At 47.3% G+C, this 22155-nt stretch carries 21 protein-coding genes and 1 pseudogene; 12 read left to right on the top strand and 10 right to left on the bottom strand.

Annotation, left to right across the window (positions count from 1 at the left end; all coding sequences use genetic code 11):
• Positions 1–48 precede the first annotated feature (48 nt).
• The 5 genes from M1D90_RS19605 (at position 49) to M1D90_RS19585 (ending at position 5462) form a co-directional block, all read left to right on the top strand.
• On the top strand, positions 49–489 hold the full coding sequence (locus M1D90_RS19605) for a PTS sugar transporter subunit IIA (RefSeq protein WP_023857905.1): 441 nt from the start codon (positions 49–51) through the stop codon (positions 487–489).
• On the top strand, positions 486–1625 hold the full coding sequence (locus M1D90_RS19600; RefSeq protein ID WP_039073224.1) for a mannitol-1-phosphate 5-dehydrogenase: 1140 nt from the start codon (positions 486–488) through the stop codon (positions 1623–1625). Before M1D90_RS19605 ends, M1D90_RS19600 begins: the two co-directional genes overlap by 4 nt.
• A 259-nt stretch (positions 1626–1884) precedes the next feature.
• Positions 1885–3963: a BglG family transcription antiterminator gene (locus M1D90_RS19595; protein WP_456282993.1), complete on the top strand. Its 2079-nt coding sequence runs from the start codon at positions 1885–1887 to the stop codon at positions 3961–3963.
• A 110-nt stretch (positions 3964–4073) separates the two neighbouring features.
• Positions 4074–4943 carry an SDR family oxidoreductase gene (locus tag M1D90_RS19590; protein WP_101561604.1) on the top strand — a complete coding sequence of 290 codons (870 nt, stop codon included), beginning with the start codon at positions 4074–4076 and terminating at the stop codon, positions 4941–4943.
• A 15-nt stretch (positions 4944–4958) separates the two neighbouring features.
• On the top strand, positions 4959–5462 hold the full coding sequence (locus M1D90_RS19585; protein WP_396278991.1) for a D-lyxose/D-mannose family sugar isomerase: 504 nt from the start codon (positions 4959–4961) through the stop codon (positions 5460–5462).
• Between the two features lie 16 nt (positions 5463–5478).
• Here the strand turns inward: M1D90_RS19585 and M1D90_RS19580 are convergent, their stop codons facing one another.
• On the bottom strand, positions 5479–5862 hold the full coding sequence (locus tag M1D90_RS19580; RefSeq protein WP_456282992.1) for a DUF2283 domain-containing protein: 384 nt from the start codon (positions 5860–5862) through the stop codon (positions 5479–5481).
• Between the two features lie 84 nt (positions 5863–5946).
• Here M1D90_RS19580 and M1D90_RS19575 point away from each other — a divergent pair, with 84 nt between their 5' ends.
• The 3 genes from M1D90_RS19575 (at position 5947) to M1D90_RS19565 (ending at position 8736) form a co-directional block, all read left to right on the top strand.
• Complete coding sequence (locus M1D90_RS19575; protein ID WP_023857899.1) at positions 5947–6369, top strand: pyridoxamine 5'-phosphate oxidase family protein; 423 nt, start codon at positions 5947–5949, stop codon at positions 6367–6369.
• Positions 6370–6820: 451 nt separating this feature from the next.
• Positions 6821–7630, top strand: coding sequence for a lipid II flippase Amj family protein (locus tag M1D90_RS19570; RefSeq protein ID WP_023857898.1), 810 nt, complete (start codon positions 6821–6823; stop codon positions 7628–7630).
• A gap of 164 nt (positions 7631–7794) precedes the next feature.
• Entirely contained in the window at positions 7795–8736 is a 942-nt protein-coding gene (locus M1D90_RS19565) for an LCP family protein (protein ID WP_023857897.1), read from the top strand.
• Positions 8737–8767: 31 nt separating this feature from the next.
• Here M1D90_RS19565 and M1D90_RS19560 read toward each other — a convergent pair whose 3' ends face one another.
• Positions 8768–9061, bottom strand: coding sequence for a DUF3817 domain-containing protein (locus M1D90_RS19560; protein WP_031305229.1), 294 nt, complete (start codon positions 9059–9061; stop codon positions 8768–8770).
• A gap of 84 nt (positions 9062–9145) precedes the next feature.
• A complete protein-coding gene (locus tag M1D90_RS19555; protein WP_020450223.1) occupies positions 9146–9556 on the bottom strand; it encodes a carboxymuconolactone decarboxylase family protein in 411 nt (136 codons plus the stop codon).
• Between the two features lie 117 nt (positions 9557–9673).
• Here M1D90_RS19555 and M1D90_RS19550 point away from each other — a divergent pair, with 117 nt between their 5' ends.
• Entirely contained in the window at positions 9674–10102 is a 429-nt protein-coding gene (locus M1D90_RS19550) for an Lrp/AsnC family transcriptional regulator (protein ID WP_043926750.1), read from the top strand.
• Between the two features lie 70 nt (positions 10103–10172).
• Positions 10173–12356 (top strand): DNA topoisomerase III, encoded by a 2184-nt coding sequence (locus M1D90_RS19545; RefSeq protein WP_023857894.1) that lies wholly within the window; start codon positions 10173–10175, stop codon positions 12354–12356.
• Between the two features lie 158 nt (positions 12357–12514).
• Here M1D90_RS19545 and M1D90_RS19540 read toward each other — a convergent pair whose 3' ends face one another.
• Genes M1D90_RS19540 through M1D90_RS19530 form a run of 3 tightly spaced genes read right to left on the bottom strand, consistent with a single transcriptional unit; the run spans position 12515 to position 15883 of the window.
• Positions 12515–13432 (bottom strand): prephenate dehydrogenase dimerization domain-containing protein, encoded by a 918-nt coding sequence (locus M1D90_RS19540; RefSeq protein ID WP_025810087.1) that lies wholly within the window; start codon positions 13430–13432, stop codon positions 12515–12517.
• Positions 13429–15525 carry an aminodeoxychorismate synthase component I gene (gene pabB, locus M1D90_RS19535; RefSeq protein ID WP_197407047.1) on the bottom strand — a complete coding sequence of 699 codons (2097 nt, stop codon included), beginning with the start codon at positions 15523–15525 and terminating at the stop codon, positions 13429–13431. The genes M1D90_RS19540 and pabB overlap by 4 nt, the downstream gene beginning before the upstream one ends.
• Positions 15494–15883 carry a chorismate mutase family protein gene (locus M1D90_RS19530; RefSeq protein WP_025810086.1) on the bottom strand — a complete coding sequence of 130 codons (390 nt, stop codon included), beginning with the start codon at positions 15881–15883 and terminating at the stop codon, positions 15494–15496. The genes pabB and M1D90_RS19530 overlap by 32 nt, the downstream gene beginning before the upstream one ends.
• A 995-nt stretch (positions 15884–16878) precedes the next feature.
• Here M1D90_RS19530 and M1D90_RS19525 point away from each other — a divergent pair.
• Both M1D90_RS19525 and M1D90_RS19520 read left to right on the top strand, forming a co-directional pair.
• The gene (locus M1D90_RS19525) at positions 16879–18600 is read left to right on the top strand and encodes a pyruvate oxidase (protein WP_023857889.1); all 1722 of its coding nucleotides are present in this window, start codon (positions 16879–16881) and stop codon (positions 18598–18600) included.
• Positions 18601–18738: 138 nt separating this feature from the next.
• Positions 18739–19344, top strand: a pseudogene (locus M1D90_RS19520) (lytic polysaccharide monooxygenase auxiliary activity family 9 protein); the annotation flags it as partial.
• 119 nt (positions 19345–19463) lie between these two features.
• On the opposite strand, the gene M1D90_RS19515 reads toward M1D90_RS19520, so the two are convergent.
• The 4 genes from M1D90_RS19515 to M1D90_RS19500 all read right to left on the bottom strand — a co-directional run bounded on the left by M1D90_RS19515 (position 19464) and on the right by M1D90_RS19500 (position 22115).
• Positions 19464–19715 carry a hypothetical protein gene (locus M1D90_RS19515; protein ID WP_020450232.1) on the bottom strand — a complete coding sequence of 84 codons (252 nt, stop codon included), beginning with the start codon at positions 19713–19715 and terminating at the stop codon, positions 19464–19466.
• Positions 19716–19786: 71 nt separating this feature from the next.
• Positions 19787–20338, bottom strand: coding sequence for a GNAT family N-acetyltransferase (locus M1D90_RS19510; protein WP_025810083.1), 552 nt, complete (start codon positions 20336–20338; stop codon positions 19787–19789).
• A 53-nt stretch (positions 20339–20391) separates the two neighbouring features.
• On the bottom strand, positions 20392–21672 hold the full coding sequence (locus tag M1D90_RS19505) for an Nramp family divalent metal transporter (protein WP_079289441.1): 1281 nt from the start codon (positions 21670–21672) through the stop codon (positions 20392–20394).
• A gap of 182 nt (positions 21673–21854) precedes the next feature.
• Positions 21855–22115, bottom strand: coding sequence for a GlsB/YeaQ/YmgE family stress response membrane protein (locus M1D90_RS19500; protein WP_105979276.1), 261 nt, complete (start codon positions 22113–22115; stop codon positions 21855–21857).
• Between the last annotated feature and the right edge of the window lie 40 nt (positions 22116–22155).

Here is a 22155-nt window from a genome sequence, read left to right as displayed (position 1 = left end):
CCTGTCAATCAGGCTCACACAACATGTATGAAAGAGAGTGATTTCCCAATGAAACCAGTACTTGCAAAAGAAAACATTCATCTCAATCAATCTGCCGCAACGCAGGAAGAAGCGATCAGGCTGGCCGGAAAGGCGCTGGTTGACGCCGGCTATGTGACCGCGGATTATATCGAGAAAATGTTGGAGAGGGAAGGCCTCACTTCCACTTACATGGGGAACGCAATCGCTATTCCGCATGGTACGGAAGACAGCAAGCGGGATGTTCTTCACTCCGGAATATCCGTGATCCAGCTTCCGGAAGGTGTCGAATACGGCGATGGCAATATCGCTAAAGTGATCTTTGGCATTGCCGGGAAAAATGATGAGCATTTGGACATTTTGTCAAAGATTGCGATCGTCTGCTCAGAAGCGGACAACGTCGAACGGATCATCAATGCGAAAAATGAAGACGAGTTAATGGCGGTTTTTGAAGAAGGTGACCAAATATGATTGCACTGCATTTCGGTGCGGGGAACATCGGCCGGGGATTTATCGGAGCCTTGCTCTGCAAATCGGGGTATGATGTCGTGTTCGCCGATGTAAACGATGCCGTGATCAAGGAACTGAACGACAAGGGCCGCTATATCGTCGAATTGGCCGATGCCGGAAGGAAGCAGGAAACGATTGGCCCGGTTCGGGCGATCAACAGTGCGACCCAGCTTGACGAATTGTATGATTTCATAGCGAAAGCCGACCTTGTCACCACTGCGGTGGGCCCTGCGGTTCTTAAGCTGATCGCAGAGCCGATTGCAGAAGGTTTGAAGCGCCGGATAAAACTAAATACACAGCCTTTAAACATCATAGCTTGCGAGAATATGATCGGAGGCAGCGCTCATCTTCGCGAGGAGATTTTTGCCCGCTTAACTGAAACAGAGCGCGCCGCAATCAGCGATTCAGTCGGTTTTCCGAACTCGGCAGTCGACAGAATTGTGCCGATCCAGCATCATGATGATCTGTTGAAAGTAACGGTGGAGCCTTTTTTCGAATGGGCCGTCGATCAAACGGAATTCGCGGGAAAAGTGCCGGATATTGAAGGTGTGACATATGTACCGGATCTCGCGCCATTCATCGAAAGAAAGCTGTTTACGGTCAATACCGGACATGCCATGGCGGCGTATGCCGGCTATAAGAAAGGTTTGAAGACGATAAAAGCCGCCATTCACCACCCGGAGGTCCGTCAAACGGTAGCAGGCGCGCTTGAAGAAACAGGCCGGTACCTTGTTCAGACATACGATTTTACACAGGAAGAGCACCGGGCATATATGACAAAAATTATCGGGCGCTTTGAAAATGAATGCCTATCAGACGATGTCACCCGTGTGGCCAGGTCGCCGCTTCGCAAGCTTGGCAGGGATGACCGTCTTGTCGGCCCGGCCAGAAAGCTTTGCGACCTCGGCTTTGAACCTGTCCGCCTTGCAGAAGGTATTGCCTTGGCGCTGCAGTTTGATTGTGCCGATGATCCGGAAGCCGTTGAGCTTCAAAGCATGATCGCTGAAAAAGGCTATGAAGGCGTGCTTCGAGATGTATGCGGACTAAAAGAGGATCATTCTTTATTCAAACTGGTGATCAGCCATTTGAAAGCATAGTTTCAGATAGAATCGGGAAAAGTTCGGCAGCCGGGCGGGGGCTGCCGAAACAGAATGTATGAACAGGGCGGCGCAGATGCAACCTAACCTAGAAACATCAGCTGTGGGCTGATGTTTCTTCACTTCTTGAAGATTTTAATAAAAAATTAATTAGTTCGAATTGAAGATTTCTTAACAGCGTTTTATGATAGGGATACCGTTTCAACCGCCGGACCCCCTTTCACTCCCGCAAAAACGACAACACCGGAGGCGGCGTTTTATGTATATGACAGCAAGGGAACAAAAATTGATGAAATACCTTTTGCATCAAAACCGCTATGTCAAAGTCAATGAAATTGCCGACTATATTGAAGTCAGCACAAGAACGGTCCACCGCGAGCTCAAAGCGGTTAAATCCGTTCTGGACAAGTACAGTCTTCAACTTGATAAGCAGCCGGGAAAAGGCTTGAAACTGGTCGGTGTCTACAGAGACAAACAGCGGCTTCTTGAAGATCTGTCCCGGGACAGCCATGTCGAATACAGTGCCGATGAACGAAAGCTTTTGATTTTATGCGCGATGCTTGAAGCGGGAGAACCGATCAAGCTTTATACAATCGCCAATGACTTGCAGGTGACGACGGCAACGATCAGCAACGATCTTGACGAGCTGGAGAAGTGGATCGCTCCGTTCGGCCTGTCGCTGATCAGAAAAAGAGGTTACGGCATAGAGCTGAGGGGGCCGGAGGATGCCAAGCGAAAAATCGTCGGAAACTTGATGGCCGACAAGCTCGATGTTCAGCAGTTTCTGGAAACAATCGAAATGAATATTAAAGGCAAGAACGAAGCGCCGGAGAAAATATTCGGTGTCGTCAGCAGGGGGAAATTGCTGAAAGCGGAAAAAGTGCTGTTTCAGATGAAAGAAAAGTATGGGCTTTCCCTTTCCGACAGTGCATACATCGCTCTCGTCGTCCACTTGACGTTTGCGATCGAGCGGATACAGCTCGGTGAAATGATTAATATGAATGAAGAAGAATTGACGGACCTGAAGCGTACGAAAGAGTTTGAACTGGCGCTTGCGCTTGCAAAGGAGCTTGAAAATGCGTTTCACGTGAAGATCCCCGAAGCTGAGGCGGGTTATATAACGATGCATTTAAGAAGTGCCAACAAAAGCTTCAAAATCGACTACAGAGCGGAAGATATCGAGCTGGATACCGCCCTCAGGACGAAAAAGCTGATCGATTTCATCTCGCAAAAAACGGGCACGAATTTAACAGGCAACCATTCGCTTTATGAAGGATTAATCGCCCACCTTGAACCGGCGATCATCCGGATCAAAGAAAAGATGTCGGTGCATAATCCGTTAACAGAACAGGTCAAAAAAGATTATTTTCTCTTATATATGGCCATAGAGGAAGGCGTCGAAACATTTTTTTCGGAAATCCGGTTTCCAGATGAAGAAATTGCTTTTATCGTCCTTCACTTTGGATCGGCGCTTGAGATGAGCAAACAAAAAGTAGACATCAGCGCGCTCGTGATTTGTTCGAGCGGAATCGGTTCATCAGAGATGCTGGCCTCGCGGCTGAAAAAAGAGCTTCCTGAAATCGCTTCCTTTGAGATATCCTCGCTGATGGAGCTGAAATCGAAAAATACCGGTGCCTATGACATCATCGTTTCAACCGTGCCGATCCCATATGAAAACATTGACTGCGTCACCGTCAGTCCGCTCCTTGACACAGAAGATGTGAAACAGATCAAACACCAGCTCACCCGGAAAATCCCGCTCATCCTTCGGAAAAAGCGGATGGCTCCCAAAAAACCGGAGCCGTTTCCTGATATGCTTCAGATTGCGCGGAAAATCGGCCATTACGCAGCCGGCATTCAACATTTACTGAGCCATTTTACAGTTGAAACGCTGGAAGCTGAATCAAGCCTGGAACATACGGTCAAACGCCTTTGCAGCACCCTTGAAGATCAAGGTCTGGTTACGGATGCAGGGCAGATGGCCGGCGGGCTGATGACAAGAGAAGCACAGGGGGGCCTCGGCATTCCCGGAACCACCTTCGCACTGTTCCATTTAAAAAGCGAAGCGGCCGCGATTCCCCTCTTTAAAGCTTATGATCTGTCCAAACCGTTCGAGATCAAAGGGATGGACGGAAGCGTCATGAAGATGACGCGGATGCTTATCATGCTGGCGCCGGCCGATCTGTCTCCGGAAGGTTCCGAGATTTTGAGCTTGATCAGCTCTTCGATGATTGAAAGTGACGAAAGTATAAAAGCGTACCAGACCGGAGACCGCGAGCAGCTGTACGGAAGGCTGAACGTTTTGTTTCACCGGTTTATACAGGATAAAGAGTGGTAAAAGCCCCGGTCACCCGGGGCTTTCTTCATTTTTCGCGCACACGGTCATGTTTAAACAAAAATTTCTCCGGTTAAAAGTCTAGTAATATCAGCTAAAGGGAGGAATCACAAATGGATTTGCGCAATCAGCAGACAAACGGACAGCCGGCACAGACGCAAGACCGTCAGCCCGGCATCGAAAGCGTCATGAACCCGCGTCCGATCTATGAAGATGAAAATTACAAAGGGACGGATAAATTGAAAGGAAAGGTCGCACTGATTACAGGGGGCGACAGCGGAATCGGCAGGGCAGTTGCCGTTGCCTATGCTAAAGAAGGCGCGGACATCTCGATCGTCTACTTAAATGAACATGAGGACGCTCAGGAGACGAAAGTGCGGGTTGAAAAAGAAGGCGTCAAATGCATGCTGCTTCCCGGAGACGTCAGAGACGAAGCATTTTGCAATGACGCGGTTGAACAGACTGTAAAGGAGCTCGGCCGTCTTGATATTCTTGTCAATAATGCGGCCGAACAGCATCCAAAAGACAGCATTAAAGAGATTTCCAGTGAACAGCTTGAGAAAACATTTAAAACAAATTTCTTCTCTTATTTCTACTTTACAAAAAAAGCGATCGATTATTTGGAGCCGGGCAGCGCGATCATCAATACAACATCGATCAACCCTTACCGGGGCAATCCGCAGCTGATTGACTACACGGCAACAAAAGGTGCGATCAATGCATTTACACGGTCGATGTCACAGGCGCTCGTCAAAGACGGCATCCGTGTCAATGCCGTTGCACCGGGACCGATTTGGACGCCGCTGATCCCGTCCACATTTTCAGGTGAGGAAGTGGCGAAGTTCGGTACAAATACACCGATGGGCCGTCCAGGTCAGCCGGTGGATCATGTGGGCTGCTATGTGCTTTTAGCATCTGACGATTCTTCGTATATGACAGGGCAGACCCTCCACGTCAACGGCGGAGACTTTATCACGACATAAAAGGGGGAAGCTCGTGTGAAGGTGACAAAGGAAGACGTAATCGAATACTACGAGAAAGCGGGCATCGCGCTGAGCGACGATGATAAAGAAAACATCCAAATCATGGACTACGGTTTAAATAAGCTGAATAAGCTGGGACTTCAGCTGTTCGTCTATGTCAACACAGACCGCTACTGTGCCAAAGAGCTTGTATTATTCCCTGAACAAACATGCCCCGAACACCGGCATCCTCCCGTAGACGGGAAGGAAGGGAAAGAAGAGACATTCAGGTGCAGATACGGAAAAGTGTATTTGTATGTAGAAGGAGAAAAAACGGAAGTCCCGGCCGTTCTGCCGCCGCACGAAGATATCGAGCATTTCACCGTTTGGCACGAAATTCAGCTCACACCCGGCGAACAGTACACGATTCCGCCGGATACGAAACATTGGTTCAAAGCGGGGAGTGAAGGTGCTGTGGTTACGGAGTTTTCTTCAACAAGCACCGATGATCACGATGTGTTCACAGACCCGAGAATTTAGCGAATGGGAGCCAATCTCATTTGCTTTTTTCCGTCCGATCAAACACATCAAAGCCGATGAAGCGTTGTCCGTCATGATCGGCAAAATAAAATTGAACACCGTTCACACAAAGTGTTTTGACCGCTTCCTGTGACGTCGGTCGAAACCGATGAACGCGGGCGCCGTTTAGGAAAGCCGGTTCAAGTTTGTGTTTTCTGCCGGTCAGCGTTCCAAGCCGCGCTATTTCCGGAGCCGCCTTCCCCGGAAATTCGACACCGATCATCCGCTGATGGCAGTCAAAGTCTGCAGCCAAAGCCGTATTGCCGATATCATCGGTTGCTGCGGCAGACCCGGCACGGTTTTCCGTCAAAGCAATGTAGCCCATATCAGCCCCAGCATCAAACGATATGAAAATATTCACGTCAAAAACCTCCGCTCAATTGTTTAATATACAAGACATTGTGGAAAAGTAACAGTGGAGACGATACAAAGGAGGGAACTTAAAATGGATCAGCAGCAATTGAAGAACAAAGTGCTCGACATTCTCGATCATCATAAAATCGGTTCGCTTGCAACGGTCGAAAGCGGCAAACCTCATTCCCGCTACATGACCTTTTTCCACGACGGGCTGACGCTTTATACACCGACAAGCGATGAGACGCACAAGGCAGAAGAAATTGATAACAATCCGAACGTCCACGTGCTGTTGGGTTATAACGGCGAAGGATTAGGCGATGCATACCTTGAAATCACAGGTACGGCAAAGCTCAACCATTCAAAAGATTTAAAGGACAAAATCTGGGATGAAAAGCTTGAGCGCTGGTTTGACGGAAAGGACGATCCGAACTTGACCGTGCTTGAGATTGAGCCTTCGGAAATCAGACTGATGAATGAAGGTGAAAGCACCCCGGTCACGCTGGATCTGTAGCGCGCTGTGCTTAACAGTTTGTCATCAAGGACGAACTGTAGTATAATAAAAAACAGGAACACGCAAAAGAGCAAATAAATGGAAAGTAGACTTCTTTTTTCTTTCTTAGAAGATACTGATTTCTTCCTCTGACCCGCCCCTAACAGGATAGAGGGAAAAAAGACTTTTTGTTTCACAATTCACACTGGCGCGGCTTCGGAGCCGCAAGGACGAATGAGAGGTAGGGCTTTCGTTGTCTTGTATCAGAAATTCCATGGTGTTTACTTTCAACTCGGAACGATAGATGCTGATCTTTTACGAAATTCAAATGACCGCCTTTGGCAGCGGATAAATTATTTGCTCGAATAAATATGATAATTGAGACCGCTTCGGCTTTTGCCGGGGCGGTTTTTGATTTGCCGAAACGTTTGCGTTTTGAAAACAGTCTTACCTATAGACTGGAGGAAGAGAAATGGACTTTTTAACATCTAAGGTACTATTGATTTTTTGTTTTCTGTTGCTGATCCATTCCATCGAAACGCTCGCATACGCCGCTCGTCTGTCAGGCGCGAGAGTCGGATTTATCGCATCGGCGCTGTCATTATTTAATGTGATGGTCATCGTCTCAAGAATGTCAAACATGGTTCAGCAGCCTGTGACGGGGAAGCTTGTCGATGTTGCGGGTGCGGACGCACTTTCCCTCGTCGGCAGCCAATTTCGGTTTTTAATCTTTGGTTCAACCGTCGGTACAATTTTCGGAATGCTGCTTCTGCCGACGTTTGTCGCCGTATTTTCGAGAGCGATTGTTCATTTGGCAGGGGAAAACGGCTCCGTTTTGCAAGTGTTTCGCAAGGCGTTCTCAAAAAATATCTTCAAGCATGCCAAGCATTATGCGAGAAGACCGAGTCTGGAATATGTGAAAGACTTTCGGTTCTGCTACATACCGAAGCGGCTGTTTGTCTTGAACATGGCCATCACGGCGATTTATACAATCGGCGTTCTTGCCGCTCTTTATGCGGGCGTCCTCGTGCCCGAAAGGCATACGACCGCGGTGATGGCTTCCGGCCTTGTCAACGGGGTGGCGACGATGCTGCTGGCGCTGTTTGTCGATCCGAAGGTTTCGGTACTTGCAGATGACGTAGCAAAAGGGAGGCGGAGCTACACCTATTTGAAATGGGCTTCGATCACGATGGCAACATCGAGGGTGGCCGGGACGATTTTTGCCCAAGTTCTGTTTATCCCGGCTTCTTACTATATCGCATGGATGACGAAGTGGATGTAGTCGATTTTTGACGAAAAGATCAAAATTCGATCATTTTTCTTTCAAAATGAAAGAAATGAAAACAAAAGATTATCTTTTTCGACACGATTAGACGGCTTGATCTTTCTTTTATTAATTGCCCGCTGTTTGATCCTGTGATAGTCTTATGTGTGGCGGTGATAAAAGTGGAGAGGGTTAGAGTAAGAGTAAGAAAACCGAAAAGAAAAAGGCGAAAAATCATAAAGCGCCTGTTTACCTTAATGTTGCTGGTTATCATAGCAGCAGCGGGTTATACCTACTTTGAATACAAAAAAGGCTTATCCGAATCTGACGGGGATTTTAAAGAAGACGGTCAGTTTGAATTTAACGGGGAAGGCTCTGATCTTGATGAAGTGAACATCCTCGTTCTAGGGATCGATTCAAGAGGGGAAGACCATTCAAGGTCTGACTCGATGATGGTGATCCATTATAATAAAAAGCAGAAACAGCCTAAATTGATTTCGATTATGAGGGACAGCTATGTCGACATACCGGGATATGACAAGCAAAAAGTCAATGCGGCTTATGCATACGGAGGCCCGGAACTCGTCAGAAAAACATTAAAAGAATCCTTTGATTTGGACATTAACTATTATGCCATCATCGATTTTAAAGGTTTTGCCAAAATCGTTGATGCGGTGGCGCCTGACGGCATCGAAGTCGACGTTCCGAAAAAAATGTCGTACGGAATCGGCATGACACTGCAGCCGGGAAAACAAATTCTTCACGGTGATAGGCTGCTGGGCTATGTCCGGTTCAGGCATGACAGAGAAAGCGATTTTGGACGGGTCAGAAGACAGCAGGAAATCTTTTCAGAGCTTCAAAAAGAAGCGATGAGCATCGGAAATATCGCCCAGCTTCCGAAGCTGTGGGGGCTCGTCGATCCGTATATTGAAACAAACATTCCGAACGGCGTCATCTTCTCCCTCGGCAAAGACTTTTTGCTCGGAAGCGTAAAAGAAACCAAAAGCTTCAGGCTCCCGGTTGACGGATCATTCACGAACAAAGACGATCCAACATACGGGGCGGTCCTCGATTTAGACCTTGAACAAAACAAGGAAGAGCTGAAACGCTTTTTAAATGAGTGATCAAAAAAACCGCCGGGTTTCCCGGCGGTTTTTACTGATCATATTTTTTTAGTCCCCGGTCATAAAGGAAATTGCCGAACGGAACAAATGCGGCTACAAGACCGGCAGCCGGCCATTTCACAGACCACCTCAGCACAAAAGTCGCATACAACAGAACAAACAAATACAAAATAAACAATCCGCCGTGAAGCGATCCGACAATCGTAACGGCCATCGGATAATCCGCCCAATATTTAAGCGGCATGGCGATAAACAGCAGGATTAAAAGCGAAATGCCTTCAATAAAACCCATCAACCGAAGGCGGCCAATCGGCGTTTGCAGCATAGTATACCTCCTGTGGAGTGATAGTCTACCTTTATACTATAAACCAAAAGGGGACAAATATGACAGGTTTTTTCTCCGTTGGATTTATGCGTCTGCCGGAAGCTTCATTAAAGCGCCGAAATATTGCTGAGCAGTCGTAAAACAAATAAATGCGGTCAATTCCGTTATTTCTTCTTCTGAAAACACTTCTTTTAAAACATCAAACTGCCTGTCTGAAACGCGCTCCCTCTGCGCCAAAAAGACCTCTGCAAACCCCATTGCAAAGCTCGTTTTCTGCTGATTCGGGATCTCGGGTTTCCCCTTTGCCTTGCAATATTCGCATCCGTTTCCCTGAGCCAGCACGCGGCGCACCTGCTCCTTCAGTTCCTTTGATAAAAAGCCGTCTCCTGACAGCTCCTCAGCTAAAGCCGTCCAGTTTGACATCAGGCTTTCGGAGTGTCCGAGCAGCCGCTGAAACGGCGTCTCTCCTCTGTCTGAAAAATTGATTCTTGTCATATGATGATCACCTCTTCATAATCATATATAAGCAGAAGTGAAAAATGAATTTCGAACGAAAGAATTTTCATGATAATATTAAAATGATGAAATAGAATGAAGGGAATAAAGTTACATATGAAAATTGATGACCTCGATTTTAAAATCATAGCCGAATTAAAGAAAGACAGCCGTTTATCGATGCGGGAGCTGGGCAGGAAGATCAGCCTTTCCGCGCCGTCTGTGACCGAAAGGGTCAGGCGGCTCGAATCGTTCGGCGTCATTAAAAAATATACGCTTGACATCGATTACCAAAAGGTCGGCCTTCCCGTATCCTGCATCATTGAAGCAACGGTGAAAAACGGGGAATACGAAAGGTTTAAAGCGTATATCGAACGCCTCCCGAATATTGAATTCTGCTACCGGATCGCGGGAGCCGCCTGCTATATGCTGAAAATCAATGCAGAGAGCCTGACGCAGATCGAAGCGTTTATCAATGAAACATCACCATATGCCCAAACCGTGACACACGTCATTTTTTCTGAAATTGAAATAAAGGAATCATGAACATTAGAGCTGCATCTGTATCATCTGTTATAATAAAAGGATGCATGAACAAGAAAGTGATGTGATGGACTTGTCTAAAACAGTCGTTTTAGCAGAAAAACCTTCAGTCGGCCGTGACTTGGCCCGCGTGCTGAAGTGTCATAAAAAAGGAAACGGATATCTTGAAGGCGACCGCTATATCGTGACATGGGCGCTCGGCCATCTGGTCACATTGGCGGACCCTGAAGGATACGGAAAGGAATTCCAGTCTTGGCGGCTTGAAGATCTGCCAATCATCCCCGAGCCTTTAAAGCTTGTCGTCATTAAAAAGACCGGAAAGCAGTTTCAGGCGGTTAAATCGCAGCTGATCAGAAAAGACGTCAAAGACATCGTCATAGCAACCGATGCCGGCCGGGAAGGCGAGCTTGTCGCCCGCTGGATCATCGAAAAAGCAAAGATTACGAAGCCATTGAAGCGCCTGTGGATTTCATCGGTCACAGACAAAGCGATTAAAGACGGATTTAAAAACTTAAAGAACGGCAAAGACTTTGAAAACCTTTACCATTCAGCCGTGGCTCGAGCTGAAGCCGATTGGATCGTCGGCATCAACGCGACGAGGGCGCTGACAACGAAATTCAACGCCCAGCTTTCCTGCGGACGCGTACAGACGCCGACATTGGCGATGATCGCGAAAAGAGAGGAAGATATCAAGAACTTTAAACCCGTCCCTTATTTCGGCTTGCGTGCAGCGGTTGACGGTATGACGCTGACGTGGCAGGACAAGAAAACGAAGCAGACCCGCACTTTCAACGCGTCTGTGACGTCACAGCTTGCAGGAGCGCTGCAAGGCAAACCGGCCGCTATCGTCGACTTGAAAAAAACGGCGAAAAAAAGCTTTGCCCCCGGACTTTATGATCTGACCGAGCTGCAGAGGGATGCCCATAAACGCTACGGATTTTCCGCAAAAGAAACGCTGTCCGTTTTGCAGAAGCTCTATGAGCAGCATAAGCTCGTCACCTATCCGCGGACGGACTCAAGATTTCTTTCTAATGACATCGTCCCTACGCTGAAAGACCGTTTGGAAGGCATGCAGGTCAAGCCTTATGCTCAGCATGTGACCCGGATCTTAAAGCATGGCGTTAAAGCCAATAAAAGCTTTGTTAACGATGCGAAAGTATCCGATCACCACGCGATTATTCCGACGGAAGAGCCGCTTGCGCTCGGTGCGTTAAGCGAAAAGGAAAGAAAGCTTTACGATTTGATCGCGAAGCGCTTTCTCGCCGTTTTAATGCCGCCGTTTGAATATGAAGAAACTAAAGTGTTCGCCGAAATCGGTGGAGAAACCTTTACGGCAAAAGGGAAAACCGTTCAGTCGCAAGGCTGGAAAGCGGTGTACGATTTCGCAGACGAAGATGATGACGAGGAAGAAAAGGATCAAACCCTTCCTAAACTCGCAAAAGGCGACACGCTGTCCGTCCGGTCTTTGACAGAGACGAAGGGTGAAACAAAACCGCCGGCGCGGTTTAATGAAGGAACATTACTGTCTGCGATGGAAAATCCGGCCGCATTTATGCAGGGAGAAGAAAAAAACCTTGTGAAGACTCTCGGAGAGACGGGCGGACTCGGGACGGTGGCAACACGCGCCGACATTATCGAAAAGCTGTTCAACACATTCCTGATCGAGAAAAAAGGAAAAGATATCTATATCACCTCAAAAGGAAAACAGCTCCTTGAGCTTGTTCCGTCAGATTTAAAATCTCCTGCCCTCACCGCTGAATGGGAGCAGAAGCTGTCAGGCATTGCGAAAGGAAAACTGAAATCCTCCGCCTTTATCAAAGAAATGAAGGAGTACGCAAAGCAGACGATCAGAGAAATCAAAAGCAGCAATCAAACGTTTAAGCATGACAATATCACAGGGACCCATTGCCCTGACTGCGGAAAACTGATGCTGAAAGTAAACGGCAAACGCGGCACAATGCTCGTCTGCCAGGACAGGGAGTGCGGCCACCGCAAAACAGTCGCCAAACAGACGAACGCCCGCTGCCCGAACTGCCATAAGCGCATGGAACTGCGAGGACACGGAGAAGGCCAGACATTCGCCTGCGTCTGCGGCCACAGAGAAAAACTCTCCGTTTTCGAAAAGCGCAGGGCAAAAGACAAAAATTCAAAAGCATCAAAACGCGATGTACACTCCTACATGAAAAAGCAAAACAAAGATGAGCCAATCAACAACGCGCTCGCCGAACAGCTGAAGAAGCTGAAGCTTGATCAATAATCATCAAACAGCCTGCCGGAAACGGCAGGCTGTTTTAATGTGACCAAATATCACAAAACTAGCGAACTTGTCAGTGGAAAAGTCGCGAATCTACACGATATTTTCATACTTCTATTTATGCCGGAAAGCTGTTCAAAGGAATCAGTTGTTTATAAAATTCAATTAACCGGGGGATTGGTTTGGCTGTGCTTTCCCTCCTTTGGTGCGATTGGCCCTTCAAAGATACTAGTACAGAGATCTTGGTAATGGGCTATTTCAGATCCAAATACCTCTCGGGATTTACGCATCAGTTCGGTGAATACGGACTGATCCCTCACCGATTCATTCAACGATGCAACTGCTTCAGCCAGTGCAGCACGAGCCGTCATTGCTTGGTGGTTCACGGATTGGACGTCCCAATACACATCCGGTGTTCCAGAACTAATCCGTGCCAGTAGCGCAAGCATAGTTGCATGCGGAGGGGGTGCAAGAGAACCAAGTTTTGCAATGTCAACATCTAATTCTGCGAGCGCCAATCCAAAGGTGAGTATCGCTGCATGAGTGAGTGCTTGCAAAGCCGCGGCCAATTGATCATGCTCCTCAGCTTCTAATAGCACCGGACGACCTTTCCAATCTAAAATCATCTGAATCAAATGACTTCCTTTAGGCCCATCGTTTTGAACGATGACAGCTACCGGTCTACCCACGATACTAAGGCTGGGAGCAAACATAGGGTTAAGACCTATGCTTTCGAAAGGCAAACCCAAAGCGTGTATTTTGTTAAATATGGGTGATTGTACAGAAAGAGTGTGCGCCAAGAGAGAATCAGGCTTCATTAACGTCCCGACAACTTTTACTGCTTGAAGAGCCGCGGTCTCTGGTAAAGCGAGCATCACCATGTCGGCCTTTTGGATCTTATCTTTGGCCTGTGGAGTCGGAACCGTAATGTCACATTTCATGAATTGTCGACGAACGGAAGGAGGATTCATATCGATAATACATACTTCAACACCCGATTCTTCAAGAAGGTCTGCAAACATCCCGCCAACGCCGCCGGCTCCTCCCGCAATCACACACTGCCTTATTTCCTGACTCATCTTGAACCTCCCACTGCAGAGACTTCCGCTGCTGCGATAGCTGAGACCATAGCTCGCGCTTTAACCTGAGTTTCTTTGAATTCCTCTTCTGGATCTGACAATGCTACGATCGCTCCTCCGACACCAAAAGTCGCCTTGTCATCGGTCACAACAACTGTGCGGATAACAATACTAAGATCCGCAGCTCCACTCAGTCCAAACCAGCCGAGGCTGCCCGAGTAGACACCGCGGGGGCCCTTCTCGAGTCGGTCTATGATTTCCATCGTCCGAATTTTCGGAGCACCGGTCATCGAACCGCCTGGAAAAGCAGCGCGGACGCAATCAACCGTTGATTTGTCCGGACGTATAGTGCCGCGAATCGTCGAGATCAACTGGTGAACTGGTGCATATGTTTCTACATCGAAAAGCTTAGGTACATGAACAGATCCTATTTCACAAACAGTGTTAAGGTCATTTCTGACTAAGTCAACGATCATTAAGTTCTCTGCGAGATCTTTTTCATCACTTAGCAACTCATTTCGTAATTGGTGATCTTCAGCAGAAGTCCTGCCTCTCATCCGGGTACCCTTGATCGGTTTGGACTCAACGATACGATCAGCACCGATTGAGAGGAACCGTTCCGGAGAGGCACTTAGTACTGCTGCATCCGCAAAGTTTAAAAATGCCCCATAGGGAACCGGACTGATTCTTCTCAGATGCGTATACGTAATCCAAGGATCTATAGGGGTATAAACAGTTGCGGAATTAGTCAAACATATCTCATAGGATTCACCATTGCGGATTTCTTCTAAGCAATTGTTGATCAGTTGAAGATAAGAAGGCCGGTTATGCCGAAACTCGATTGGGATATTGTGGTCTGGCACGGATGTAAGGACTGAATCCTTGTCCGAATCGTTTGCTGCAGCAGGAATGTCATTCAAGATTCGCTCTGCCGTATTTAGCCAGTTGAGTGCTTGCTTATCCTCATCCCCAGTCGAAAGACACAACAGATAGGCTTCCTGTTCAAGATGATCAAAAACAAGCATGCGGTCAACGAAAAGCAGGGCTGCATCAGGAATCTCAGATTGATACCGGCTGCTCCCGCAAGTTTCAGCTTTTAGCTCATAGCCAATGTAGCCCACATAGCCGAGATTGAAGTCAAAGGGAAGGCCTTCCGGAGTAGATGTTGCCCGACGGCGGATTTGCTCATCAAGATAATCATAAAATGACTGTTGAATGAACTCCGTCTCTTGACCCGAACGTTGTACTTTTACAACACCTTCTGCTACTCTATAGGTCAAATATTCAGCATTCTCTCCCGCACCATCGCCAAGATAGGAAAATCGTGACAAGCCTTCAATGACACTGCTGCTGTCAAGCCAGAATCCATGAGGTGCATCAGCAAATAGTGTCTGGTAACTTAACTGAGCGTCAGGAAATCCCGATAATTTTCGAAAATGGATCCGGTAGAAATCGCTTTTAGAATGGGAAGGCTCCTTTAATTTGGGAGACGGTCTTGATCGTTCAGTGCGCTTCGGAGTCAGGTCTCTAAAGTTGGCAAGCAACTCGCGCCCATAATGACTGCAGATTGACTCGGGGTGGAATTGCACACCCCAAATCGGCAGATTGCGGTGTCGAAGCCCCATAATCAACTCATCTTTTGTCCACGCAATTGCTTCCACATCATCACCCAGATCAGTAACGACAAGGGAGTGATAGCGTACGACAGAGAACTCAGGAGGAAGCCCGTCAAAGATATCAACCCCTGAATGGTGAATGACTGATGTTCGTCCATGCATAGGCTCAGAAGCATGGTTCACCTTCCCGCCAAACAAATGAGCTATGCCTTGATGTCCAAGACAGACTCCGAGGACTGGCAGCTTAGCTTCTTGAATAATAGTTGTATTAATACCAAAGTCCTCAACCCGTTCCGGTCGACCGGGGCCTGGGGAGATCACGATGTTGTCAATCTCATCAATCGGCACTTGTGACCAGTCCACATCATTACGGACAACTATTGGCGGTCGGCCATTTACTTCGCCGATCAATTGATACAGGTTGTAAGTAAATGAATCATAGTTGTCAATTAGAAGTGTTTGTATCCCTGCCCCCATTAAACAATTCCTCCCTTTTTCTTTTTTGACCGGCCAGGCTTGAAGAAATGTCCTGTCTCCGATTTTCTGAATGGTCAATTACGATATCCTCAACCCTGCACGTTTCAGAAATAATGAGCTCATAAAGGTTACGCAAAAACTCTTGACTTAAACCATTCTCGTCAGCGTATCGAGCTGCCCGTTCCTGGACAAAGTTAATTCGGTGCGGCTGCATCATCGGAATATTATACTCGCGTTTGTATAATCCAATCTTAATGCAGCATTCTAAACGTTCTTTCAATGTATCCAACAGTTGTTCATCAATACGATCAAGTTTTACACGCAGGCCCTCAAGCCCCTTTTCTATTTCTGATAACATGTAAATGCCTCCAATTCTAAATTCTTTTGATAAAAGAGAGGGACTTTACCTTGACGATCCGCGTCTCTCCTTTTCACCCGAAACTTAGACTATGAAGTATACGGTTAATAAGATAAGAAGATTTGAGTGTTTCGACTATAGTTTCAGTGAAATTACCTTCAGACCGCAACAACCGAATCTCGAAGACAGATGGCTTCCACAACACTTGAAACTGATAATCTACAGCATTATGAATACCTAACGTGCCGAGGAGACTTAACAAGCGGATTGAAATTGTCGTGGTATCTGCATTAATAGAACAGACCAGCTTGTCCTTCTAAAATGGAGTAACCTTTATACAATGCCGCATGACAGGTGGATTCACATACGTACGAGCACTGCTGACCCATCAGATCAGGATGATTGGATAAACAATCCAGTATCAAATGCTAAAAATTTTATAAAAGCAGATTATAATAGTTGCCGCCACGACCACCCCTGTGTTTGACGAAGGATTTAACAATCTTAACTTTCATCGATGCTATGCAAATTCGGTTTATTTCTGTTAAATTATAACTCTGAACCTAAATTATAACAATTTAAATATTAAAAAAGTTTCAACACTTGTGTGAATGAACTGCGCCGCAATTGCTCTAAAGGATGAAGACCAAATGAAAAGGCATGAGTGCCATACAATTCCGGACTCATGCCAGTCTAACCGCTTCATGACATTTTATTGTCTAACTTCGCTGGGGCATATCAAAATGAGTGGCAGCCTTTTAGTAGATTTGATCATGTATACATGGAGTGGTGCTTAGGATAGGTGCCGCCGGATTTACCGGGCATGGCTTCAAGTTCAGCAGTGTGGCGGAGAGATCTTTATGCGAGATGAGCACGGCTGGGAACACAAAGCATGAAACAGCCGCTGTCGTGGTTTCCTTCACTTTCGTCAGCATGCCGGATCACGTTTCCCGGCAGCGAAAAAGTGGTATGGAAGAAACAAAGGAGGACGTGATATGGCAAACAAAACCGCAGGAAAAGTAGCTGCAGAACTGCTGAAGGAATGGAATATTGATCATGTTTACGGCATGCCGGGGGACAGCGTCAACGAATTTATCGATGAATTGCGGCATGAAGAAAACAGCCTCCGCTTCATTCAAGTGCGCCATGAAGAAACCGCTGCTCTCGCTGCCGCAGCTGATGCGAAGCTGACAGGCAAAATCGGCGTCTGCCTTTCGATAGCTGGCCCGGGTGCCGTTCATCTGCTGAACGGATTGTATGACGCCAAAGCTGACGGGGCGCCTGTGCTGGCGATTACAGGGCAGGTGTCTTCAAATGAAATCGGAAGAGATTACTTTCAGGAGATCGGTCTTGAACGAATGTTTGAGGATGTGGCTGTCTTTAATCAGCAGGTTCATTCGGCCGAAGCCCTGCCTGACCTTTTAAATCAGGCGATCCGTACCGCCTACAGCCAAAAAGGGGTCGCCGTACTGAGCGTATCCGATGATCTGTTTGCGGAAAAGATTAAGCGGAAGCCGGTTTATACGTCTGCGCTTTATATTGAAGGCGATCTTCAACCGAAGCAAAGCCAGCTGTTGCAGTGTGCACAATTGATTAATCATGCGAAAAAGCCGGTGATTTTAGCCGGAAAGGGAATGAAATCGGCAAGAGATGAGCTGCTCGAGTTTGCCGATAAAGCGGCCGCACCGATCATCGTTACGCTCCCCGGGAAAGGAGTCGTACCCGATCGGCACCCGCACATGCTCGGGAATCTCGGACACATCGGTACAAAACCCGCATATGAAGCGATGGAGGAAAGCGATCTGTTGATCATGCTGGGGACTTCTTTTCCGTACCGCGATTATCTTCCGGAAGATGCGCCGGCTATTCAGCTTGATAACAACCCGGCGAAAATCGGCAAACGGTATCCTGTCACCGCCGGCCTTGTCTGCGATGCGAAAAAAGGGCTTATGGAACTGACGAAAACCATTGAACGGAAATCGAACCGCGCATTTTTGGAAAGCTGTATACAACATATGAGGAAGTGGCGCTATGAAATTGAAAAAGACGAACAGGTGGCGACAGAACCGCTCAAGCCTCAGCAGGTGATTGCAAGGCTTGAGGACGCAGTCGCCGATGATGCGGTCCTGTCTGTTGACGTCGGAAATGTGACGGTTTGGACGGCACGCCATTTTAATATGACCAATCAGGATTTTCTGATTTCAAGCTGGCTTGGCACGATGGGATGCGGTCTTCCAGGCGCGATTTCCGCAAAGCTTTCCAATCCGGAGCGCCAAGCTGTAGCCGTGTGCGGAGACGGCGGCTTCAGCATGTCCATGCACGATTTTCCGACTGCTGTCAAATATGACCTGCCCATTGTTGTGGTGATTTTAAATAATCAGAACTTGGGAATGATTCAATATGAACAGCAGGAAAAAGGGCATGTTAATTATGCAACAGCGCTTGAAAACGTCGATTATGCCAAGTTTGCCGAGGCCTGCGGCGGGAAGGGCTTCAGCGTGACAAAGCACGAAGAGCTCATTCCGGCTTTGAAAAATGCCTTTCAATCACAAAAGCCGTCGATTATCGATGTGGCCATAGCAGATGAACCGCCGCTTCCGGGAAAAATATCTTATACACAAGCTGTCAACTACAGCAAATATATGATCAAAAAACTGGTTGAGAAAAAAGAGCTCGACTTGCCGCCGCTGAAAAAAAGTTTAAAAAGGATTTTTTAGTATGATGCCAAGGGAGATCGTCCCTTGGCTTTATCATGTTCAGATGTTAAAATTTGATGGATAGTATTGGGATATCCGCGTTTTTTCTTTTTGCATCAAAACCCGTCTCAACACAATAAAAAGAGAGGGGATTGAAACGTGGATTATTTTAAGAAAAGTACCTTCAGTACAGCTTTCATACTATCAGCCGGATTGCTGTTGATGTCAATCATTCCTCAGCACGCCTTCGCTCATGGTTTTGTCGAAAAACCAGGGAGCAGAGCGGCTCTGTGCAGTGAGGCTTACGGACTTCTCAATCTGAACTGCGGAAGCGTGATGTATGAGCCGCAAAGCCTGGAAGCGAAAAAAGGGTTTCCGCATGACGGCCCGGCAGACGGACAAATAGCATCCGCGGGCGGACTGTTCGGCGGGATTCTTGATCAGCAGTCGGAAAATCGCTGGTTTAAACATATCATGACCGGCGGAGAACACACCTTTACCTGGACATATACCGCCCCCCACAACACCAGCCAATGGCACTACTATATCACCAAAAAAGGCTGGGATCCTGACAAACCGCTAAAGCGTGCAGATTTCGAACGGATTGGAACCGTTCCGCATGATGGTTCCCCTGCATCCCGCCATTTATCTCACCAAATTTACATTCCAGAAGACCGCTCCGGGTATCATGTGATATTGGCCGTTTGGGATGTGGCTGATACTGAAAACGCTTTCTATCAGGTGATCGACGTTGATCTAGTGAACAAATAAAGCCCAGTAGTCTGAAAACCGATTTGTGAATCAGCGGGTTTTGGTGCAAACAGAGAAAATAAGTAATCAAAAACCCCGGCATGTTTTGGGAAAGCCGGGGTTTTTGGTATTCGTTATTTCTTTTTCTTCATGGCGGCAGCCATGAACGGCAGCAGGGTGCCGAACAGCATTGTGCCGCCGAAGAAATTCCCGAGGTAAGGCTGTCCGATCAGGTAACAGACGGCAAATACAGCCGCAGCAAGACCGATCATGATATAGCCTGGATAAAACCTTTTTTTAAAGCTTGTCCGCTGGGTCACCCGGAAAAATATCAGCCCGATGACGAGCGGGACAATCCATAGGTAAAACAGTATAAATACTTTCATAATCAAAACTCCATATTTTTTTATCTATCATACCAGATTGCAGTATAAAATGCGTGTGACAAATCCCGGACTCATTTGCTGCGGGCGAGGTATTCCTCCTTCAGGAGCCCGTATACGAAATGGTCGGCGAAGTGGTCGTGGAGCCACTCGCATTGCCTGAGGCAGCCTTCTTTCGTGAAGCCGAGCCTTTCCGGAATAGCCTGGCTTTTTACGTTTTGAACAGCGGCTCTAATTTCAATTCTGTTTAAATCGTATTCGCTGAAAAGCGTGTCGATCAGCGCCCGGCAGGCATCAGTCATCAGCCCTTTTCCTTGAAAAGGCTCCCCCAGCCAATAGCCGATCGAAGTCGTACGGTTGATCCAATTGATATAATGGAGTCCGATGATTCCGGCAAAATGGCCTTGATGCCATATTCCCGCTTGAAACCCGTTGTTCGCAGCGGCCTGTTTCATGCATTCTTCGATAAAAGCTTCGGTATCCTCCAGCTGCTTTGTGCCGTACACCCAAAACAGCCATTTCCGCAACACATCTTTAGACTGCTGGATCTGCATATAAACTGCTTTGGCATCTTTTGGTTCGAGCATTTTTAAATAAAGATCATCACGCACCATTAATTTAAACATCCAGAATCCCCCTTTTCTTCAGTATAATATAAAAAAGCCGACCAAGGTCGGCTTTAACCAGAAAATGTATCGTAAATCAAGAAAATATTAAGGGCGACGATTAAGGCGGCGATCAGCCAGGAGACGGCTGTTATCCACTTCGCATTTTTCAGGCTCCCCATAATGCGTTTATTGCTCGTAAATAAGATAAGCGGGATAAGGGCAAAGGCAATCCCGAATGACAGGACGACCTGGCTCAAGACAAGAGCGGTTGTCGGATTTACCCCTGAAGCAATAATAGCGATAGGCGGCAACATCGTAATGAACCGTCTTAAATAAAGCGGAATCCTGAAATTAATGAAGCCCTGCATGATAATATCTCCTGAAAGCGTTCCGACAGACGAACTTGATAAACCGGCGATTAACAGGCCGACGCCGAACAGTACGGCGGAAAGCGGACTGACCATGCTGCTGAAGTGGCTGAAGGCCACATCAAGGTCTTCGACAAAAATGCCGTTCTTATAAAACAGTGCAGCGGCGACGATCAGCATGCTCGCATTGATTGCTCCGGCAATCAGCATGGCGATTAAAATGTCGATGAACTCAAACCGGAATATCTTCTTCTTTTCCGCTTCCGTTTTTCCGATCACTCTCCGCTGGGTGAGAGCGGAATGGAGATAGATGGCGTGCGGCATCACGGTCGCTCCCAAGATTCCCGCCGCCAGCAGGATGCTGTCTGCACCATCGAAGCGAGGAACAAACATGCCCTCCAAAACGGAACCGATATCAGGTTTTGCAAAAAAGGTTTGAAAGGCAAAAGCGATCACGACGATGAACAGCATTCCTGTTATCGCCGCTTCTAGCGGCCTGACGCCGCGCCTTTGCAGTTCCAAAATCGCGAAAGATCCGGCAGCTGCAATAATCGATGCTTCAAGCATCGGTATGCCGAACAGCAAGTAGAGACCGAGAGCAGCTCCGATAAATTCAGCCAAGTCGGTCGCGATCACGACAAGCTCTCCCTGAATCCACAAGCCGATGGAGACCGGTTTAGGGAATTCTTCCCGGGCGACTTCGGGCAGATTTTTACCCGTTGCAATTCCGAGCTTAGCAGACAGCGACTGAATCAGCAAAGCCATCATATTTGAAAAAAGAATCACCCATAAAAGCAAGTAGCCGTATTTCGAACCAGCCGCGATATTTGTGGCGAAATTGCCGGGATCAATATAAGCTATAGCCGCGATAAACGCCGGACCCAAAAAAGGGAGCAGCCTTTTGAAGCCTTTGCTTTTTCCATCCAGTGCATCTTGAGCTTCTTTTGATATTTGCGAGTGTTTGGACAAATCGTGACTGACCATTTGATTCACCTAGATTCTCAGTTGTTTTTCCTTGTACATAAAAGTTTCCTTAGTGCAAAAATTATATCATCATCATATGCCCGCGACGATCAATTGTCAACCATAAGATGCTATAGTATATGCGCGAACGGTTTCGCCCAAACAAAAAACCAGCACCGCTTTTGGGCGATGCTGGCCGGATATTATGCCTGAGAACCCATTCTCCCGCGGAAGATTAGGTTTAAAATGAAGACGAGAATTGCGGCTCCGATTATCGCCGGAAAGATGGCGAATCCCGCAATATCAGGCCCCCACGTTCCAAGCAGCCCGTGGCCGATCCAAGCTCCGATAAAGCCGATGACCATGGAGCCGATTATTCCTCCTGGTGCACCATTGCCCCCGATTGCGCCTCCGATTAAACCAATGACAATGGCTACGATTAAAGAAACGAGAAATCCTAACATTGTCTTTCCACCTCTTTCAATTGATTTATATTAAATGTAT

The organism is Bacillus sp. JZ34 (genome assembly GCF_053903205.1).
This window is presented reverse-complemented; position numbering and strand designations above follow the sequence as displayed.